The organism is Faecalibacterium sp. BIOML-A1, assembly GCF_009679715.1.
Lineage (GTDB): Bacteria > Bacillota > Clostridia > Oscillospirales > Ruminococcaceae > Faecalibacterium > Faecalibacterium taiwanense.
In genome coordinates, this window is record NZ_WKZJ01000004.1 from 230,453 (window position 1) to 246,029 (window position 15,577).

Annotated in this window: 25 protein-coding genes; 3 read left to right on the plus strand and 22 right to left on the minus strand. The window is 57.3% G+C overall.

Features of this window, described 5'->3' with window-relative positions:
- The 21 genes from GKG36_RS07155 to GKG36_RS07255 all read right to left on the minus strand — a co-directional run bounded on the left by GKG36_RS07155 (position 1) and on the right by GKG36_RS07255 (position 13,693).
- A complete protein-coding gene (locus GKG36_RS07155) occupies positions 1-384 on the minus strand; it encodes a hypothetical protein (protein ID WP_005941688.1) in 384 nt (127 codons plus the stop codon).
- A 184-nt stretch (positions 385-568) separates the two neighbouring features.
- Positions 569-844, minus strand: a complete 276-nt coding sequence (locus GKG36_RS07160; RefSeq protein WP_005941686.1) for a hypothetical protein — start codon at positions 842-844, stop codon at positions 569-571.
- Between the two features lie 12 nt (positions 845-856).
- On the minus strand, positions 857-1,879 hold the full coding sequence (locus GKG36_RS07165; protein WP_044953652.1) for a N4-gp56 family major capsid protein: 1,023 nt from the start codon (positions 1,877-1,879) through the stop codon (positions 857-859).
- 58 nt (positions 1,880-1,937) lie between these two features.
- A complete protein-coding gene (locus tag GKG36_RS07170; protein ID WP_154259928.1) occupies positions 1,938-3,302 on the minus strand; it encodes a ribosomal-processing cysteine protease Prp in 1,365 nt (454 codons plus the stop codon).
- 18 nt (positions 3,303-3,320) lie between these two features.
- Positions 3,321-3,584: a hypothetical protein gene (locus tag GKG36_RS07175; RefSeq protein WP_005941680.1), complete on the minus strand. Its 264-nt coding sequence runs from the start codon at positions 3,582-3,584 to the stop codon at positions 3,321-3,323.
- A 12-nt stretch (positions 3,585-3,596) separates the two neighbouring features.
- Complete coding sequence (locus tag GKG36_RS07180) at positions 3,597-5,546, minus strand: hypothetical protein (protein ID WP_005941678.1); 1,950 nt, start codon at positions 5,544-5,546, stop codon at positions 3,597-3,599.
- Between the two features lie 154 nt (positions 5,547-5,700).
- Positions 5,701-7,161 (minus strand): terminase family protein, encoded by a 1,461-nt coding sequence (locus GKG36_RS07185; protein WP_005941675.1) that lies wholly within the window; start codon positions 7,159-7,161, stop codon positions 5,701-5,703.
- Complete coding sequence (locus tag GKG36_RS07190; RefSeq protein WP_005941672.1) at positions 7,142-7,852, minus strand: helix-turn-helix domain-containing protein; 711 nt, start codon at positions 7,850-7,852, stop codon at positions 7,142-7,144. The genes GKG36_RS07185 and GKG36_RS07190 overlap by 20 nt, the downstream gene beginning before the upstream one ends.
- Before the next feature lie 243 nt (positions 7,853-8,095).
- Positions 8,096-8,407: a hypothetical protein gene (locus GKG36_RS07195; RefSeq protein ID WP_005941669.1), complete on the minus strand. Its 312-nt coding sequence runs from the start codon at positions 8,405-8,407 to the stop codon at positions 8,096-8,098.
- A 159-nt stretch (positions 8,408-8,566) separates the two neighbouring features.
- Positions 8,567-9,451 (minus strand): hypothetical protein, encoded by an 885-nt coding sequence (locus GKG36_RS07200; RefSeq protein WP_154259929.1) that lies wholly within the window; start codon positions 9,449-9,451, stop codon positions 8,567-8,569.
- 460 nt (positions 9,452-9,911) lie between these two features.
- Positions 9,912-10,529, minus strand: coding sequence for a hypothetical protein (locus GKG36_RS07205; protein WP_154259931.1), 618 nt, complete (start codon positions 10,527-10,529; stop codon positions 9,912-9,914).
- Positions 10,526-10,744, minus strand: coding sequence for a hypothetical protein (locus GKG36_RS07210; protein WP_154259933.1), 219 nt, complete (start codon positions 10,742-10,744; stop codon positions 10,526-10,528). The genes GKG36_RS07205 and GKG36_RS07210 overlap by 4 nt, the downstream gene beginning before the upstream one ends.
- Complete coding sequence (locus GKG36_RS07215; protein ID WP_154259935.1) at positions 10,741-11,499, minus strand: hypothetical protein; 759 nt, start codon at positions 11,497-11,499, stop codon at positions 10,741-10,743. The genes GKG36_RS07210 and GKG36_RS07215 overlap by 4 nt, the downstream gene beginning before the upstream one ends.
- Positions 11,496-11,681, minus strand: a complete 186-nt coding sequence (locus GKG36_RS07220) for a hypothetical protein (RefSeq protein WP_154259937.1) — start codon at positions 11,679-11,681, stop codon at positions 11,496-11,498. The genes GKG36_RS07215 and GKG36_RS07220 overlap by 4 nt, the downstream gene beginning before the upstream one ends.
- Before the next feature lie 13 nt (positions 11,682-11,694).
- Positions 11,695-11,913 carry a hypothetical protein gene (locus GKG36_RS07225; RefSeq protein ID WP_154259939.1) on the minus strand — a complete coding sequence of 73 codons (219 nt, stop codon included), beginning with the start codon at positions 11,911-11,913 and terminating at the stop codon, positions 11,695-11,697.
- A 1-nt stretch (position 11,914) separates the two neighbouring features.
- Complete coding sequence (locus tag GKG36_RS07230; RefSeq protein WP_044953647.1) at positions 11,915-12,187, minus strand: hypothetical protein; 273 nt, start codon at positions 12,185-12,187, stop codon at positions 11,915-11,917.
- Between the two features lie 53 nt (positions 12,188-12,240).
- Entirely contained in the window at positions 12,241-12,489 is a 249-nt protein-coding gene (locus tag GKG36_RS07235; RefSeq protein ID WP_154259940.1) for a helix-turn-helix domain-containing protein, read from the minus strand.
- Between the two features lie 15 nt (positions 12,490-12,504).
- Positions 12,505-12,753: a hypothetical protein gene (locus tag GKG36_RS07240; protein ID WP_005941639.1), complete on the minus strand. Its 249-nt coding sequence runs from the start codon at positions 12,751-12,753 to the stop codon at positions 12,505-12,507.
- A gap of 316 nt (positions 12,754-13,069) precedes the next feature.
- The gene (locus GKG36_RS07245) at positions 13,070-13,315 is read right to left on the minus strand and encodes a hypothetical protein (RefSeq protein WP_154259942.1); all 246 of its coding nucleotides are present in this window, start codon (positions 13,313-13,315) and stop codon (positions 13,070-13,072) included.
- A gap of 13 nt (positions 13,316-13,328) precedes the next feature.
- Positions 13,329-13,472, minus strand: a complete 144-nt coding sequence (locus GKG36_RS07250; protein ID WP_154259944.1) for a hypothetical protein — start codon at positions 13,470-13,472, stop codon at positions 13,329-13,331.
- Positions 13,469-13,693, minus strand: coding sequence for a helix-turn-helix transcriptional regulator (locus GKG36_RS07255; protein ID WP_173012915.1), 225 nt, complete (start codon positions 13,691-13,693; stop codon positions 13,469-13,471). The genes GKG36_RS07250 and GKG36_RS07255 overlap by 4 nt, the downstream gene beginning before the upstream one ends.
- Before the next feature lie 164 nt (positions 13,694-13,857).
- Here GKG36_RS07255 and GKG36_RS07260 point away from each other — a divergent pair, with 164 nt between their 5' ends.
- Genes GKG36_RS07260 through GKG36_RS07270 form a run of 3 tightly spaced genes read left to right on the plus strand, consistent with a single transcriptional unit; the run spans position 13,858 to position 15,407 of the window.
- Positions 13,858-14,232: a helix-turn-helix transcriptional regulator gene (locus GKG36_RS07260; protein ID WP_154259947.1), complete on the plus strand. Its 375-nt coding sequence runs from the start codon at positions 13,858-13,860 to the stop codon at positions 14,230-14,232.
- Positions 14,233-14,291: 59 nt separating this feature from the next.
- A complete protein-coding gene (locus GKG36_RS07265) occupies positions 14,292-14,837 on the plus strand; it encodes a hypothetical protein (RefSeq protein ID WP_154259949.1) in 546 nt (181 codons plus the stop codon).
- A 48-nt stretch (positions 14,838-14,885) separates the two neighbouring features.
- Positions 14,886-15,407, plus strand: a complete 522-nt coding sequence (locus GKG36_RS07270) for a DUF4231 domain-containing protein (protein ID WP_154259951.1) — start codon at positions 14,886-14,888, stop codon at positions 15,405-15,407.
- On the opposite strand, the gene GKG36_RS07275 is transcribed toward GKG36_RS07270, so the two are convergent.
- Positions 15,386-15,571, minus strand: a complete 186-nt coding sequence (locus GKG36_RS07275; RefSeq protein WP_154259952.1) for a hypothetical protein — start codon at positions 15,569-15,571, stop codon at positions 15,386-15,388. The two genes, GKG36_RS07270 and GKG36_RS07275, sit on opposite strands and share 22 nt — an antisense overlap.
- Between the last annotated feature and the right edge of the window lie 6 nt (positions 15,572-15,577).

Consider the following 15,577-nt stretch of genomic DNA (forward strand, 5'->3'; position numbering starts at 1 on the left):
TCAGTACCTCCACTGCGCACCAGCGGCCGGTGCGTACCGCTTCCGCATCCATACGGCAAATTCCTGCAGGTAGTCGCTGTACACCTGCAGCTCATTCATGGCCCGTGCTGTCTCGCCCAGCGCCAGATCCATCTGCGCACACAGCCAGTGCACATACAAAGGGCAAAAGGCTTCCGGTGCCAGCAGCACCGTTTCGTATTCCAATCCTTCGTTCCAGTTCACATCCGCACCCACAGCATCAAAGTCCGCCGTCCGGCTGCGCTGCACAATGCTCGTGCGCATCCGGGCATCGCACTGGTGCAGCCAGCTCTGTTTCAGGCTGTCCGTAAACTGGTTGTTCGGCCGCAGTTCATCGGCCTGTTCTATCGCCTGTCCGGCTGTCATCTTATCAAGTCTCCTTTCCGGTCAGCTCCTGCTGCGCAGGTCACGGCTCCCTGCGTTCTTCCTGCCGCAGCCAGCAGTCGCCTCTGCTGCAAAAACACCCGGCACAGCCATGTGCCGCTGTACCGGGTGTCTGTTTTCATTTTGCAAAATGCTCTTTTCTTTGCAAGAGCTGTGCTCTTCGGCCTTACACGCGCTGCGCCTGCTGCACAGCAGCGCTTTCCGCCGCCACGATCTTTGCCATTGCCTCGCCGTCCATCTCTTCGCTGTGGCGCAGCACCTCAGCAACCGCCTTCGGTACCTCCACGTCCACACCGCGCTGGATCAGGTAGGTCTCACCGTTCACGCCCACGAACACCGGCGTTTTGTAGCGCTGGTTGTCCTTGAACAGCCGGATCACCTCCGTGTCCTTTTCCGGTGCTGCCTGCACAGCGGCTTCGGTTTCCTGCTTCTTTACTGCCATGTTGGTTCCTCCTTAGTTTGCCAGCGCCTTTGCGCTGTAGCGTGCCGAGCAGCTCTCAATGCGCACCATGTACTGCTCGCTCAGCCGTTCCGCCGTCTTGGTGGCCTTCCAGCCCACAGAAGCACGCTGGTTCAGCGGGTCATCGCCGTAGCCCAGCTGCTTCACAATGTGCTGCATACCGCCGCCTTCCAGTTCGGTGGTCGCGTAGGCGTGGGCACCCAGTACCAGCGTGCTGTACACAGCCAGCCCCGCCGGGCAGCCATCGCCCTTCCACACCTTTGCCTCGCTGGAAACCACGAACCGCACGTTGTTGATCTTGCCGATCTCGCCGTTGAAGATCTCCTCCGGTGCCGCATACTTGTGCGCCTCGATCCAGTTCGGGTCCTTGCGGATATCGTAGCTGGTGTGCGGGTGCACAATGGCCACAAAGCTGTCGCCAATGGTGTCTGCGTTCTGGGTCTGCAGCAGCGCCACTGCCTGGTCGATCAGATCCACCGTCAGCTGTGCAGTGGCATCCAGATCCGCACGGCTGGTCACGGCGGTCTCCGCGCCGCCCGTTCCGATCTTCGGTGCATAGATCACGTTGGTGCCGCCGTTCAGGATATCGCGCACAATGGTGTCCATGGTACGGCCGCCCTGGCTTGCCAGCACATTGGTGGCCTGCACGATGTTGTTGTCAATGGCCGTCAGATCCAGCATGTCGGTCAGGGGCACCCAGCCGCCGTACTGGTGCACCTCGGCGGTCACGGTGGTCACGTTCAGCGCCTGACCTGCCGGGGTCACGCCCTCGGTCAGCGGCGTGGTGGCCTTGGGCAGCGCATCATACTTGCGGAACTCAATGGTCTTGCCGTTGTTCGCCGGAATCGGGTAACTGTCGCCGAACTGGTCATGCACCAGTGCAGGCTCTGCCAGATCCAGCAGGGTCTTTTCGTAGTAGGTCTTCATCTCAGCCGTCATACCGGCTGCGCCCGTGGTGTTCTGCAGCTGTGCGCTTGCATCCGCAAACATCTGCAGATCCAGTCTCTTCTTGCTCATTTGTTTATCCTCCTTCAAAAGGGTTTATCTTTCTCGCATTCTTCGCGCGGGAAATCTCTCACAGCACAATGCGTTCTCCGCGCTGTGCCCTGCGTGCCAGCTCTTTCCGCTGCTGCCGTGTCATGTGGGCCACATCCACCTTCATCTCGGCCGCGCCGCCGGGGTGTGTCCCGTTCTCAGCCGGGCGCTGGCTGCGCTGCTGGATGCGCGTCGCCACGCCCTGCTCCACCTGTTTTGCCGTGCGGGCCGTCTGGTTTTCCATCAGGCGGTCAAAGTAGGCTGCACGGTATGCCGCTTCCAGCCCCACGCCCCGCCGGATCATATCCGCCACGGCAGGGTTGTTCAGCACTTCGTCCAGCTCAAAGTCCGGGTAGCTGTTTTTCAGCTTTGCCGCTTCTGCTTCCCACCGGGCACGCACTGCCGCTGCACGCTGCTGGTGCTCCGCGGCCAGCCGCAGCTGTTCGGCCTGCTGCTTTTCAGCATTGGCGCGCTGCAGCTGGCCCTCCATGCGGTCCATCTCCCGCGCGGTTTTCACGCTGATGCCCCGCTGCGCCGCCAGCGTTTCATAATATTCATCGTTCTTCACCCGGCCGTTTTTCACGGCATCGATCAGCCCGTCCATGTTGCTCATGTCAATGCCGTAGGCTTCGGCCAGCACCTTGCCCAGCTCGTTCAGCTGCGGGTTTTCCCGGATGCTCTGCACCGCCATCCGCGCAGCATGCTGCATGGCCTCTTCAAACTCTTCCGGGTACTGCTGCATCGCCTTCGCAAAGGCATTCCGGCGCTGTTCCGGTGTCAGCTGCACGTTTTCTTCGGTTTCGCTGCCCTGCTCCTGCTCGTTGCCCTTGTCCGGTTCAGCTTCCTCCTGCGCCAGCCGTTCGGCATCGACTTTGGCTCCCTCATTGAGGGAGCTGCCGCCCGCAGGCGGCTGAAGGTTTTTTTCTGTCGTCACTTTTGCTGCTTTGCCCGGCCTGCTGCGCTTCGCAAGCCGCTCCTGTGCGGGCCGCAGGGCAGGCGGTGCCACCGGGCTGCTTTCGCCCTCTGAAGCTTGCGCACCGTCACCGGAACTGCCAGCTGCTGCACCGTCACCAAATAACTGCAGATCCATGTTGTCTGCATCGTTTGCATGCAGGTTCATGAGCTGCACATTCTCAGGGTACTGCTGGGCCAGCAGGTACAGCCCATCTATCACCAGCTCAAACTTCGCCAGAGTGTCAAGGCTCCGGTTCGCCTGTACACGCAGGATGTTGTCCCCGCCCGGGTCGCAGGTCACAGTGCCGCTATCCACGCTGTAAGCCAGGCTCTGCATCAGTGTGCTCACCGCCGCGCACACAATGTCCTGTCCTTTCGGCGCATAGCCCGCGTGTCCCGATGCCTGCAGGCTCATGTCCTTCCCTTTTTCGTCGTAAATAATGGTGATCATTTTATTCTCCTTCCCCGGTCACTTGTTCAGATCGATCTGCTCGATCGCCGCCCGGATCTCCATCGTTTCCAGATACATTCCCATGCGTTTCTGCTGCTCCCGCAGCAGTTCAAGCGGGCAATCATGCCTCGGCTCTTCCCTTCCGGTCCTTTCCGCCGCCTCGATCCGGTTGCAAAACCCTTTCAGTCTTTCGTACCGTTCCTTCGTCTGCCGGTACTCCGCTTTAAAGCGTTCCCGGTAGTCGTTACTGATCATGCCATCGATGGTGTCTTTCAGCTCCATGCCGTTCCTCCTTCACTTGTTCGGGTTGTTCACGTCCATGGCCCGCTTTGCGGCCTGGGTCGCCATGCTGTTGCTCCCGCTTTCGCCCACCACATCTCCCAGACTGTTGGTGGTGCTCTTCGCGTCCGCGGTCCCGCCGCCCCCTGTTCCGGCAGCACCGGCAGCCTGTCCGGCCGCGCTGGCTGCTGCGCTCACGTTGGTGCCGTTCTGCTGGTCAATGATGGCGGCCATCTTCTGCATCTGCTGTGCCATCTGCTGCAGCTGCTGGTACAGCGTGCCGTTCTGGCTCACCCTCTCCCGCACCTTCTCAATGCCTTCAAAGTCCATCATTTCCAGCGCAGCAAGGGCAGCATCGGCGTTGGCCGGTGCAAAGAATCCCAGCTGGTAGCACTCCTTTGCCGTCTCGTTCTGAGAAAGGCGGCTGAAAGTGCTTTTCTTTGCCGCGCTTACCGTAATGTCGAACACCGGCTCATGGTCGCCCAGCTGCACACCGCCCACATTGCCGCCGGGCACGGCCTGCAGCATCGCATTGCTGAACGGCACATACTCCACGCCGCCGCTCTCGCCGGTAATGCGGTATACCCGCTCTTCGTCGTAGAACTGCCGCATCAGCTCGATCACAAGGTAGCATTCTTTTGCAAACGTCCGGTACGCGCTTTTCAGCATATCGCGGCTAAGTTTGCTGCCCGCCTCCTGCAAAGCCGCAATGGCGCTTGCCGCTGTCAGGCCGCTGGTGGTTCCGCCCTGGCTCACATCCCGGTTGCCGCTGATTTCCTTCAGCTCGCTCACCCGTGCATCCCGGTAGCTGATGCAGTTGCCGCTCAGTACATTGGTCTGCAAAGGCCGGAAACTGTCGTCCGTCAGCCTGCCCACCACGTGCACGATGTCCTTGCCAAAGTCGGCCAGCTCTTCTTCGTTCACACCCGCTGTGTCGCTCAGCACATAACGGGCCTTTGCAGCCAGTTTCACGTTTTCGTCCATGGCGTGGTTCATCTCGTCAATGGCGGTCTGGGTGTCCTTCATCACATCAATGTATCCAAAGCCCGCCGGGCTGTCCTCTTCCCGGAACAGCGGGTCAAACACAAAGGGGTATTTCCCGTGGTCGTAAAAGCCCCGCTGGGCATACTGCGGGTCGTTCTCGCTGGCATACAGCACCACACCGTTGCAGTATTTGCAGTAATGCAGCACCGTCTGCCCGCCCTCAAGGGCCTTTTTGTAATACCAGTCCACCACAACGCTTTTGTCGCCGGTGTCAATGCTGTCGTCGTGGATGTACTTTGCCACATCCATGCTGCTGCCCGTGTGCCCGGCCATCTGCGGGTATCGCCCTTCCAGCTGGTCATTGTCCATAAGGCTCAAGCTGAACAGGTGCGGCGTGTCCTGAATATCTTCCACGCCCGGCTCCCAGTACAGCATCAGCAGGTTCACGCTCCGGATGCAGATCTCGCCAAGCCCGCCGCGCGCCTCCGGGTCCCAGAACACGCCCTTCACGCCGGTGCCGGTCTTCAGCTTGCGCCACCATGTGTCGCTGTACACGGTCTCGTAGTCGCACTGCTCCAGTACCGTGGGCAGGATCTTGGAAAGCGCTTTTGCTGTTTTCTCGTCGTCCTCTGCCCGCGGCAGCACGTTCGGTTCCGGGTAGTTGTCCATGGCATCGGCGTGCTTGTTGGCAATGCTGTTGAACAGCCATCCGCTGGAAGGCTTGGGCTTGCCCTGCATTTCCTTGTTTTCGTAATTTTTCCAGTGCCCCATGCGAAACCACAATTCGTTATCCACAATGCGCTTGTCAAGGGCTGCTTTTCCGGCCTTGTATTTCTGCAAAATGTCGTTTGCCTTGCGGATGTCCTCTTCCCCGATCACCTGCTGTGCGGGCAGTTCCGGCTCTGTCGTCAAGCCGTTTTCCCCCACCAATGGTGCTTCATCGAAGTGGTTGATAAACTGTTCAAATTTTCCTCCGTCCACGTTCCCGCTCCTTTTTTCTGATGCCGTTTATCGCTAGGGTCTCTTCTCGTGAAAATGCATTCGGAGCGGCCCACAGGCCGCGACAAATGCGAAAAATAAAAATCAAATTCCGCTGCATATGCCCAGAGCGCACGCGGTGGGCATTCAAATCGTTTCACACCCTCATCACCCGCGTCCGGCTCTTGCGTCTGTCCATGTCCAGCGGGTCATCTTTCATCGGCTGCACCGGTTCGGTCTTTCTGGGGCTGATGGGGTTTTCCATCAGCACATACCGGCACTCGTCGTAAATGTGGTCTTCCTGGGTGGTGTCAATGTCTTCCACCCGGCTCTCGTCGTACACAAGGTTCGGAATGGTGCGGATAAAATGCCTGCAGGTATCAAATACCTGAAACATCGGCCTGCCCTCGCCGTCAAATGCCAGCCGGTAGTGCAGCTGCATCTTGCCTGCAAGTCGCGTGTGGTCGCCCGGTGTCCAGAAGATGTAATTCGGGTGCTTTTCCTGCATGGCCGCAATGCTCTCGCCCTGACTCTCGTTGAAGATAGCCGGGTCTGCCACGCCGGTAATTTGCCGCCCGCGCAGCATTGGGTCGTTTTCCTCCGCTTCCTTGATGCGCCGCGCCTGCTCTACCGGGTCTATCTTCAAGCCTTCGTTGGGCACGCCGGTGCAGCCGTACAGCTCCTTGATGCGGTAAAGCCGTCCTTCCTCGTCCGCTGCGTACCAGCCAACGGAGAAAGGCTTTGCATAGCCAAAATCGTACCCGCGCCAGATGCGCCAGTGTGCCGGAATGCGGAACGGCTTGATCACATGCGTCCACCGCTGATCCTCGTAGTGGGCCGGGTCGTTGCGCCATTCGGTAAATACCTGCCCGTTAAAACTGTCCCAGTCGCCGTAGAGCAGCGCCTGCTTTTCCGCTTCCGGTAAGCTTGCCAGTGTGCCCAGATATCCCGGGTCGTTTTCCAGCAGCTTTTTGTTGTCAAACACCGTGGACGGGATAAACACCCTTGTCCGCCGCAGCTTTTCTACACTGCCGTCCGGTTTTTTCACATCCACCAGCTGCACCATCCTCGTGCCCGGTGGTGCCGGTGTAATGAACCGTGCCTTCACCCATCCGTGGCCAATGCCGCCGGGGTTTGCCGTGGCCCGCATGTACACTGCCGTGCCCGGCCCGGTAGGTCGGTTGCGGCTCATCAGGTAGCTGTATTCCTCCCAGGTAAAGTGGGTCAGCTCGTCCACGCCGATAAAATCAAAGGCTTTGCCCTGATAGTTGTATTTGTCCTGCGTGCGGAACATGCTGCCAAAATAGATCTTCGCCCCGCTCGGAAAGGTCCATACGTGGCTGGAGGCGTTGTACCGCGCTTTCGGGAATACCGGCTTGTAGTACTGCATCGTCTTGTCGATCAGCTCCGAAAGCTGCGGGTAGGTTTTCCGCACGATCAGCCCGCGGTAGTGCGGAATGTCCACCTGCCGCAGCGCTTCGATCACCAGCGCATCGCTCTTTCCTCCGCCTGCTGCCCCACCGTACAGCGCTTCGTCCTCGCTGCGGCGCATAAAGGCTGCCTGCTTGGGCTGCGGCCGCCAGATGACCAGTCGGTTTTTATACAGTTCCGCTGCCATCCAGCACCACCTCCTGCTGCCCACCCTCGTCCTGCCGCTCCATCAGCACCGCCGGGGCCGCGCTCTGGCCGCTGCCTTCGTCCTTCGGCACCAGTGCCGCAGCCTTTTCTGCTGCTGTCAGCAATACCGCTGTCACCTTGGCCGCGTCTTTGTCGCTCATGGCAAGGCTCTCGTATCGCTCCAGCTGCTTTTCCAGCTCGGTGCGCTCTTCGTCCGTCAGCTGCCGGTCGTAGGTCCCCGGTGCGCTGCGTATCACAAGGCCTGTCTCGGCAGCGTCCTGCAGGTTTTCTTCCTCGCTCTTCAGCAGCACGCCCAGCTCATAGTTTCTGGCCCGTGCATCCTCATCCAGACGCTGCTGCAGCTTTGTCCGTATCTCGGCGGCGCGCTGGTTCTCTGCTGCGCGCTGCTGCAGGTAGCTCACCTGTGCTTTTGCGCCCAGCGCCGCTCTGGCTGCGATCTCCCGCGCCGCTTCGGCCCGTGCTTTTGCAAATTCTCCGTCCGGCTTCTTTGCTTCCTCTGCCACCCAGCTGCGGATGGTGCTCTCCGGCACGCCGTATTTTCTCGCCACCGCACAGATGGAGTTTGTGCCGATCATGGCCATCACCACCTCGGCCCGCACCTTTGCCGGGTACTTTTTGCCCCGGCCCTGCCTGCCCGGCACGGTGTTTTTGCAGTATCTGCGCTCAGCCATGCCCGGCCCTCCTTCCTGTGCTGTTGCTTTCAGCCTACCACCAAACAGCCTGCAAAAACACTGCGGACATTTTGCGGTCGTCGCAGCGAGTACGGGTTGTGGCTCCCAGCGTCTGCTTCGGCCCTTGGGGCGGGCCTTGCATCCTGCTGGCCACGGCCCCAACAACTCCTCCCTGTTTCCGCCACTGGCGGCGGTCGTCGTTGTTGCATCACAAAACCACCGGATGCATCCGCACCCAGTGTTTCAGATCAGCCCTGCTTTTGCAGCAAACACCGCTGCCGTGCTCAGCGTTTCCAGCTCCTTGTGGTAGTAGGTCGTCCGCCCAATGTGCAGCCTTTCGATCGTTTCCGCCTCCGGCCGCTCTTCCAGATACCGCAGCCTGAGCAGAGCCGCACAGGTCCCGTCCGCCTCGGCATAGTAGTCCAGCACCTGCCGGATCACCCGTCCCCATGGGTCCGGCCCTGCGGCCGCACAGCCTGCCGCGTCCGCTGCTTTCTGCTTGCGCCCGTACTGCCGCAGCGCCTTTCTCACAGCCTTCTTCTGCTGTCTGGTCACTCATCCACCGCCTTTCACGGCTCTATCTGCTTTCCAAAATTTCCCTTCATTCGCAGTTTCGGCCCGTTTCCGTCACTGTCCGCGCATTTTTACGCTGATTTTGTGTATTTCTCCGCGTTTCGCGCAATTATTACACGCAAAATAAAATAATTTTATCTGTCAGGTGCGAACTTTCGCAAACCCTCTCCGCCGCAGGATCAGATACGCCTGCGCTTCGGTGGCCTCCCATCCGTCTGGTCGCGGCCTGTCCGCTTCGTACAGCTGTCCGGGGTCATAGATCATCACCTGTACCACCTCAAAACCCGGATAGTGCTGCTCCCACCAGTAGGCATTCTCTGCGCATTCGGTGCAGCCCTTGCGCAGCTGGCGGCGGCTCCACTTCGTGTCGCTGGGTGCCAGTTCTTCCGGCTGGCTCAGATTGCGTGTTTCAATGCAGGCCCGCTCTTTGTGGCCGTATATGTAGCCTATGGTCCCGTTCTTGCCCTGTCCGTCCACGCCCAGCAGCTTCTTCATGTCCATGCGGTCGGCGTTCATGGTGCCCAAAGGCTCGTACTCACCTGTTCCCGGCACGCGCCGCCGCCACAGATCTTCCAGCATTTCGCGCCATTCCCGCCGGTCGGCAGCTCCCATCCCCACACATTCGGCAAAGCCGTGCATGTGCAGCCGTCCAGCTTCGCCTTTGCGCACCGCCCATAGCATCATTCGTATCTTGTCCCGGTTCACACCAAAACGCTTTACCGTGGCACCGATCACCCGCCGCTTGTAGTTCTCCACATCTCGCCTGCAGGCTGCAAAGTCCTCCGGCAGATAAAGCTCTTCGTATGTTCCGGTCAGGAAAAAGCCGTCCCGGCCAAAGTTCGCAATGGCCTTGCGCTGCTTGCGGCGTAAGCTGGCGTGCTTGTTCCGCTCTTTCTGGCCCCGGTCGCTCTCCTTGTGCTTCTTGCCGCGCCTGCGGTGCTCCTGATCTGTCACTGCATAAATGCCAACGGCCATGTACTCGCTGCCGCACCGGTATTTCTTTTCCCGAATGTAGCTCTTCTTCATCTGGCCGTCCTCCTGCATCGGTATGCTGCCGGTGTTTGTTTTCTCTTCTGTGCCCATCACCGTCACAGAAATAACGGGTATACTAGCTCCCCAAAGCGCCCACCCCGGACGCTGTAAAAAGCGGTTCATCCTGCTATAAAATAAATGGTATAAAGGCTCCCGCCTGCCGCCGGTACGCTCCGGCAGCACCCGGCAGACTTTATCCTGCTGCGCTGTCGCCAAAGCCCCCGGCATCCTTTTGCCAGGGGCTTCCTCTGTTATTTTTTTCGTCTGCGCTGTCCTTTGTGCGCCATCCAGCCTTCCTTTACGTAGTCGCTCCGGTTCACTCTGTCCCGGGATACCATGTCCTTTGTGTAGGCTTTTTCTGCTTTCACCGCAGCCGCCCATGCCTTGTACTTTTCGCACGTCCCATGGCACGCCGGGTGCCTTCCCGGACAGTCTGGTTTGCAGCACCATGTGATCATGCCGGTGCCTCCGGTTTTCCTTCTGCAGCCCAGTAGCCGTAGCTCAGCTCTTTTTTGCCTGCTTTCCGAGCCGCAGCGTTGTAAAGGCACAGCTCATGCACATCTCGCTGCAGCTCGTCCGGCTTCTCAATTCCCGTGATCGGCGGCCTGCTCTTTTTCGGCACGCTGCTTCTGGCTCCCGGCGCATTGCACAGCACGCCCCGCCGTATCCTCTTCCGTGTCAGGCTGTAAATGCCCTGCGGCCTGCAGTGCCCGGCATAAAAAACATTCGTCACGGTCTGTGTGTTCTTAAACAGACCCTTTTCTACCAGCTCTGCGGCCGCGCCTTCGTGCAGCAGGTTTCCGTCCGCGTCAAACATGCTGTAAAGCCATACCTCCCGCATCTGGGTGCCGGTCCTGTGGTCCGGTTCTGCTTTCGGCTTTGGCTGCTTTTCTTCCCGCTCTAGCCGCCACTTTTTCGGCTTTGCCTTTTTCTTCTTCTGGTGGGCATAGCCTGTGCATACGCTTTCAGCGCGGTTGTAGTATCCCTGTTCCATCAGCTCCTGCGGTGTACCTTTTGCACGCAGTGCTCCGGTCTTTGCATCGTACAAACTGTAAACGTATTGCTTGCTCACACTCTTCCTCCATACAGTTCAAACTCCGCACCGTCTTCGGTGATCAGCACCCCGCCGTCCAGCGCTTTTGCCAGCTGCTGCAGCCTCTGGGCGCTCAGCTTTTCCAGCCCGCCGGGCTTGCACCATCGCCGCACATCAAGCGGCCTTGTGGCCAGCATCAATGCCAGCGTGCTTTCATTTTCGCCACGGTAGATCATGGCTTCCTTCAACGTCATCTTAAACGTCTCCTCTCCCAGCTTTCCGGCGCAGCTGCCTGCTGCAGAACTGCCTCGATCTTCTTTTTGATCTCACCCGGTGCCAGCACTGCCGTGCCTGCAGGCGCAGCGCAGCGGCCCATGGCTCCGGCCATGTTCCGCCGGAAGAAAGCATCTTTCTGTTCCTCATAGTCCCGGTCTGCCTGTTTTGCCCGCTCTTCGTCCGGGATGTCTTCCACAATAATGTCGTCGGTCTGCAAAGCGTCGCAGGCACAGCGGCGCAGGTGCTCCATGGCAACATCCAGCCCGTCCGCACGGCCTTCTTCATTCACCTGCCGGTAATTGGCAAGAGTCTCCTGCTTCAATCGGTTCAGCCGCCCGGCACCATATCCCAACAGCTCCATGCAGGCCTTTGCGTATAAGGTCCATACCATGCTGGCGGCCACATCGCCCGCCATGCGCAGCTGCTGCTCCCGTCGGGTACGCGGTGCACGCAGCACCGGCACCCGGAACTCCGGCTCCACGCCCTCCGGCATCCAGTTGTCCCGCATCGCCCTGCTCTGGTCGGTGCTGGGCATTCCTTTGCCGTTCGCCTGCATGGCAATGTTCAGACTTTCCAAGCCCAGCTCTTCGGCACGCAGCTCGATCCGGTTCAGTCGGTCCTTGCCCACACCAAAGCACTGGTGCAGCGCAATGATGATGCACCAGCGTGTCATTTCCGCAGTGCCGTCCCGCGTCAGATCCAGCTCCTGCCGCAGGTTCATTTTCTGCTTCACTGCTGTTTCACTCCTTCCCGGTACTGCTCAAACAGTGCGATCCAGTCCTGTGTGCTCAGCTGTTTGTCCCGGCTCGCTTCGCTCAAAAGCCGGTATGCACTGCTTTCCTTGTCGGCCGGGTGCTGCCAGTCCAGCTTTTTCAGCTCTTCGGCCATCCGGGCACGGTATTCTTCCAAGATCATCTTCGTTTCCCTTTCACGGCTCCCCGCGGTCGTTCATCCAGCTGGCAGCCAGTGCTCTGGCATCCGTCAGCTTGTCGCACAGCATGTTCACCGCGGTTTCCTTCATCCACTCCGGCAGCCGGTCGGCCTGCAGCAGAGCCGCACCCATGTCCCGCACAAGCTCTTCACCGTACTGCTCCATCCGCTGCCAGATCTCCGTTTCTTCCGGTGTCATGTTCATCGGCGGCCGCATCTCAGCCCGCCTTTCTCCGGCTTTTCGGCTTCACCGTGTCCGCCGGGGCTTTGTGTGCCTTGTTGCCTTTCCTGCTTTCCTTGTCCGCACAGCAGCCAAGGCCCAGCATGGCCAGCGCTGCCGCCAGCAGCACCAGCGCCGCAGCGGCCCAGCCCAGCATTTCCCAGCCGTTCGCGCTGTGCTCAATGCCGCTGGATACCAGCAGCGCGCCAATAGCCGTCACCATAGCTGCCATATACCACAGGCTTGCCCGGATGGTTGCTTTCAGTTTCACTTGTGTTTCCTCCTGTTTCGTGTTAAACTTCTGGTGATAGTGGCTCAAAACTATCACCCTGTAAGCTCGTCGGTGTTCGCTGCACCGGCGGGCTTTTTGTTTGGCCGGTTCAGTTTTCCCTGTTCCAGTGCCCGGTTCTTGTCAATGCGCCACAGCCGCGGTCCCACCTTTTCGGCAGGCAAAAGCCCGCTGCGGCACATCTTCTGCACCGTCTTTTTGTCAATGCTCATCAGTTCGGCGTACTGTGCCGGACTCAGATATGCCGGCAGCTGCCGCGCATCATAGATCCGCGCTTTTCTCATATTACGTCTGCCTCCTCAATCCGGGCTGAAGGTCTGAAACCGGCATTCTTCTCCCGTTTTCGCTTTTATGTACCCGGCATTCTCTGCATCCGCCAGGCTGTAAAAGTCAAATTTTTCTTTCAGGCACGCCAGCACCTTCCGCTGCATCGGCTCCGGCACGCCCGCCTGCCGCATCGCCATCAGGCAGTATCCCATGCAGGCTGCATTGCTCCACGGTTCACTCAGCCCTGCCAGTGCCTGCATGGCGTATTCTTTTTCCATCATTGCTTTTCTCCTTTCGTGCACTTCTCCTCCTTGACAAAGGCTCCCTCCCCGAGGGAGCTGTCGGCGCAGCCGACTGAAGGAGTCTCATGCGCTCTTGCCACTTCTCCCTTTCCTGTGCTACAATCATCTCAAAATAGGAAAGGAGGTATTTTCACGGCATCACAGTTTCAAATCCGTACCAAAGATATCCCATTGCTCGTTCATGCGCTGCAATCGCTCGAAACTGTACCGGATACATGGTTCGGATCTGTAGACGACCCTTCTTTGATCTCTGAAATGAAGAATGCTGCCCGCGCCCTTCCGGTCAAACTGCGGCTCAAGACTCTTCAGCTGTCAAGCCTCGATGTTCTGGCTCTGCAGCAGGCTTGCTGCTATCAGTGTTTAGAGTGCAAGCTTTCAAGGCAGGACTACAAACTGCTGGAAGACTATTCAAATCAGTTCGCAGCACTTCTGGCTTCTGGCAATCTTGGTATGTTACAGTAAATATCTTTCCTTGCGCGCCATTCATAAGCGCTGCTCTCTGTGCCCGCCTCAGGCGGGCTTTTTCTTTGTTTTCGTCCACATTCTCTCTCCTTTCATCTCCCGATCCACAGGTCCAGCCCGGCCGCTGCCAGCAGCACACCGGCAAACACCATGGGCGGGTAGCTGATCCACCATCCCACATTGAACACCACCGATCCGATCAGCCCGATCAGCAGTGACCACTTCCGGCGGCTCATGCGCTCTTCTCCGGGGTTGCGGGGTGGTCAATTCCGAAAAGTTCATTCGGAGTAACTCCCAGTGCCTTACAAATCGGTACAACATCATCTGATGTCAGCCGCTTCCTGCCACGTAGCAATGCGTTAAACTTCTTCGGGTCATACCCTGCTGCCCTTGCCACCGCAGATTGTTTCAAACATTTTTCATCAATGATTTTGTAAATCATGTCCGTTGCACTCATTCCATACGCTCCTTTCATGTACAAGTTTCTTGGACATTTTTACAGTAGCACAAGTTTCTTGTTTCGTCAAGAGCTTTGTACAAATTTCTTGTACTTTTGTCTTGACTTTTCAAGACAGCACCTTTATACTGACCATAGAACGACAATTTTAGGGGGTGTTACAAGTGTCCTTCGCAACCCGTCTCAGACAGGCCCGTGAGCAGTCCGGTCTTACACAGCAGGACCTAGCAGAAAAGCTTGGCGTCACAAAAAGCGCTATAGGAAACTATGAAAACGGTGTCAGCAGTCCAAAATGGGACGTTCTTCTAAAAATTTTTGACATTCTTCAGGTAGAGCCAAATTTCTTGTACCAGGACAGCTTTTCGTTAGACGTTTCCGAATCCCGTTCTCTTACCCCCCAGCAGTCCGCGCTGCTGTCGTCCTTCGATCAGCTCAATGAGGAAGGCCAGCAGAAGGCCGTGGATTATGTAGATGATCTGGTGCTCACCGGGCGCTATAAAAAATGTGCTGCGCTTGGCCTGGGCACAAAAGAAGCATAAATAAAAAAATTCCGTTTCGCTACTTGCCGAAACGGTTCGTTTGTACTGGAGTGATTTTCATGTTTTCTACTGGTATTTCTTACAATGAAGCCGAATCTGCCATTCAGAAACTTGACCCTTCCATGCGTGCAGACTATGAAAAAAGTCTCTCCGACCTCCGAAAAGCCGAGACCGTCTATGCGGAAGAAGGACGGCAAGCCATCAGTTACATGGGTTTGGCGCTCAACTTGGAGAATGCCATGCAGGAACTCGCCGCCACAAAGTCTCTCCTAGATCAGGAACGCGAAAAGTGTCAATTCCTCGACCGTAGTATTTTTCCAATGCTTCTTCTGCTCTGCGGTTTTTTGAGTGCTTTCATCATACCGTTGCTTGCACATTCTTTGTCTTTTTCACCCTTATTGGCCGTTGCTGGCTCTATCGCTTTTTCTGTCATTCTATCATTTATCGGCATCGTCTATACCTACGGAATTTCGGAGCACCTTGGCAAGGATCCTGATTTCTATTTGCTCTATAAATCCTCTCAAAAAGTAAAACTTGCCTTTTTTGTGCTTCTGCCCTTGATGGTTGAGACCATCTATGGAATTATTGAATATTTCCGCCGCTAATCATAAAAAAATCCCCGGCACAAATGTGCCGAGGAAGAAAGGATTATTATGGTTTCTTTTTGTGGGAGTAAGCCTCCCGAAGAGCCTTATTCTCCACCTGAGGTCGTACCTGGCGATATCAACAGCTACATCAAGAACCGCCTGGATGATCAGATCACCTGGTACGATAAAAAGGCTCAACAGGCCCAGCGCACCTATAAACGGATGCAGCTTACTGAGTTGATCGTTGCTACAGCCATTCCGCTGCTTGCCAATTATACAGCCAGCTGCCCTGCCATCGCTTTTGTTGTCGGTCTGCTTGGCGGTATCATTACCGTTATTGAAGGCACAGAGCGCCTTGGCCGCTATCATGAGAACTGGGTCGAATACCGCTCTGCCTGCGAAATGCTGAAGCATGAGAAGAATCTCTATCTCATGGACGCATATCCGTATGGCACCGACGAAACCAAAGAGCAGCTCTTCGTCCATAACATTGAAAATCTGCTTTCCTCTGAAGGTAACAAATGGAAAGCCTCCAATATCAAGGCCGCTTCTCCCAAAGAGAAAACTCACTCTGAGACCGGTTCATAAGTTTTTTCAAAGATATCCGGCTTACAGGGATATTTTTCCCCGTTCACGCCGGTGATGATCCAGTCTCCCGGCGAAGCATGCATAACGCCTTCCAGCGTTTCAATGTACATGTCCTTGTCCGTCTGATATGCGTCAACGATCACTCTTTTTTTCTGGAATTTCATACTGTC

What these genes read in the sequence shown, in the direction of transcription:
- GKG36_RS07155 (WP_005941688.1), bottom strand. Translation starts at nt 384, where the DNA reads ATGACAGCCGGACAGGCGATAGAACAGGCCGATGAACTGCGGCCGAAC.
- GKG36_RS07160 (WP_005941686.1), bottom strand. Translation starts at nt 844, where the DNA reads ATGGCAGTAAAGAAGCAGGAAACCGAAGCCGCTGTGCAGGCAGCACCG.
- GKG36_RS07165 (WP_044953652.1), bottom strand. Translation starts at nt 1,879, where the DNA reads ATGAGCAAGAAGAGACTGGATCTGCAGATGTTTGCGGATGCAAGCGCA.
- GKG36_RS07170 (WP_154259928.1), bottom strand. Translation starts at nt 3,302, where the DNA reads ATGATCACCATTATTTACGACGAAAAAGGGAAGGACATGAGCCTGCAG.
- GKG36_RS07175 (WP_005941680.1), bottom strand. Translation starts at nt 3,584, where the DNA reads ATGGAGCTGAAAGACACCATCGATGGCATGATCAGTAACGACTACCGG.
- GKG36_RS07185 (WP_005941675.1), bottom strand. Translation starts at nt 7,161, where the DNA reads ATGGCAGCGGAACTGTATAAAAACCGACTGGTCATCTGGCGGCCGCAG.
- GKG36_RS07190 (WP_005941672.1), bottom strand. Translation starts at nt 7,852, where the DNA reads ATGGCTGAGCGCAGATACTGCAAAAACACCGTGCCGGGCAGGCAGGGC.
- GKG36_RS07200 (WP_154259929.1), bottom strand. Translation starts at nt 9,451, where the DNA reads ATGAAGAAGAGCTACATTCGGGAAAAGAAATACCGGTGCGGCAGCGAG.
- GKG36_RS07210 (WP_154259933.1), bottom strand. Translation starts at nt 10,744, where the DNA reads ATGACGTTGAAGGAAGCCATGATCTACCGTGGCGAAAATGAAAGCACG.
- GKG36_RS07220 (WP_154259937.1), bottom strand. Translation starts at nt 11,681, where the DNA reads ATGATCTTGGAAGAATACCGTGCCCGGATGGCCGAAGAGCTGAAAAAG.
- GKG36_RS07225 (WP_154259939.1), bottom strand. Translation starts at nt 11,913, where the DNA reads ATGCGGCCGCCGATGAACATGACACCGGAAGAAACGGAGATCTGGCAG.
- GKG36_RS07235 (WP_154259940.1), bottom strand. Translation starts at nt 12,489, where the DNA reads ATGAGAAAAGCGCGGATCTATGATGCGCGGCAGCTGCCGGCATATCTG.
- GKG36_RS07240 (WP_005941639.1), bottom strand. Translation starts at nt 12,753, where the DNA reads ATGATGGAAAAAGAATACGCCATGCAGGCACTGGCAGGGCTGAGTGAA.
- GKG36_RS07250 (WP_154259944.1), bottom strand. Translation starts at nt 13,472, where the DNA reads ATGAGCCGCCGGAAGTGGTCACTGCTGATCGGGCTGATCGGATCGGTG.
- GKG36_RS07255 (WP_173012915.1), bottom strand. Translation starts at nt 13,693, where the DNA reads ATGAGTGCAACGGACATGATTTACAAAATCATTGATGAAAAATGTTTG.
- GKG36_RS07265 (WP_154259949.1), top strand. Translation starts at nt 14,292, where the DNA reads ATGTTTTCTACTGGTATTTCTTACAATGAAGCCGAATCTGCCATTCAG.
- GKG36_RS07270 (WP_154259951.1), top strand. Translation starts at nt 14,886, where the DNA reads ATGGTTTCTTTTTGTGGGAGTAAGCCTCCCGAAGAGCCTTATTCTCCA.
- GKG36_RS07275 (WP_154259952.1), bottom strand. Translation starts at nt 15,571, where the DNA reads ATGAAATTCCAGAAAAAAAGAGTGATCGTTGACGCATATCAGACGGAC.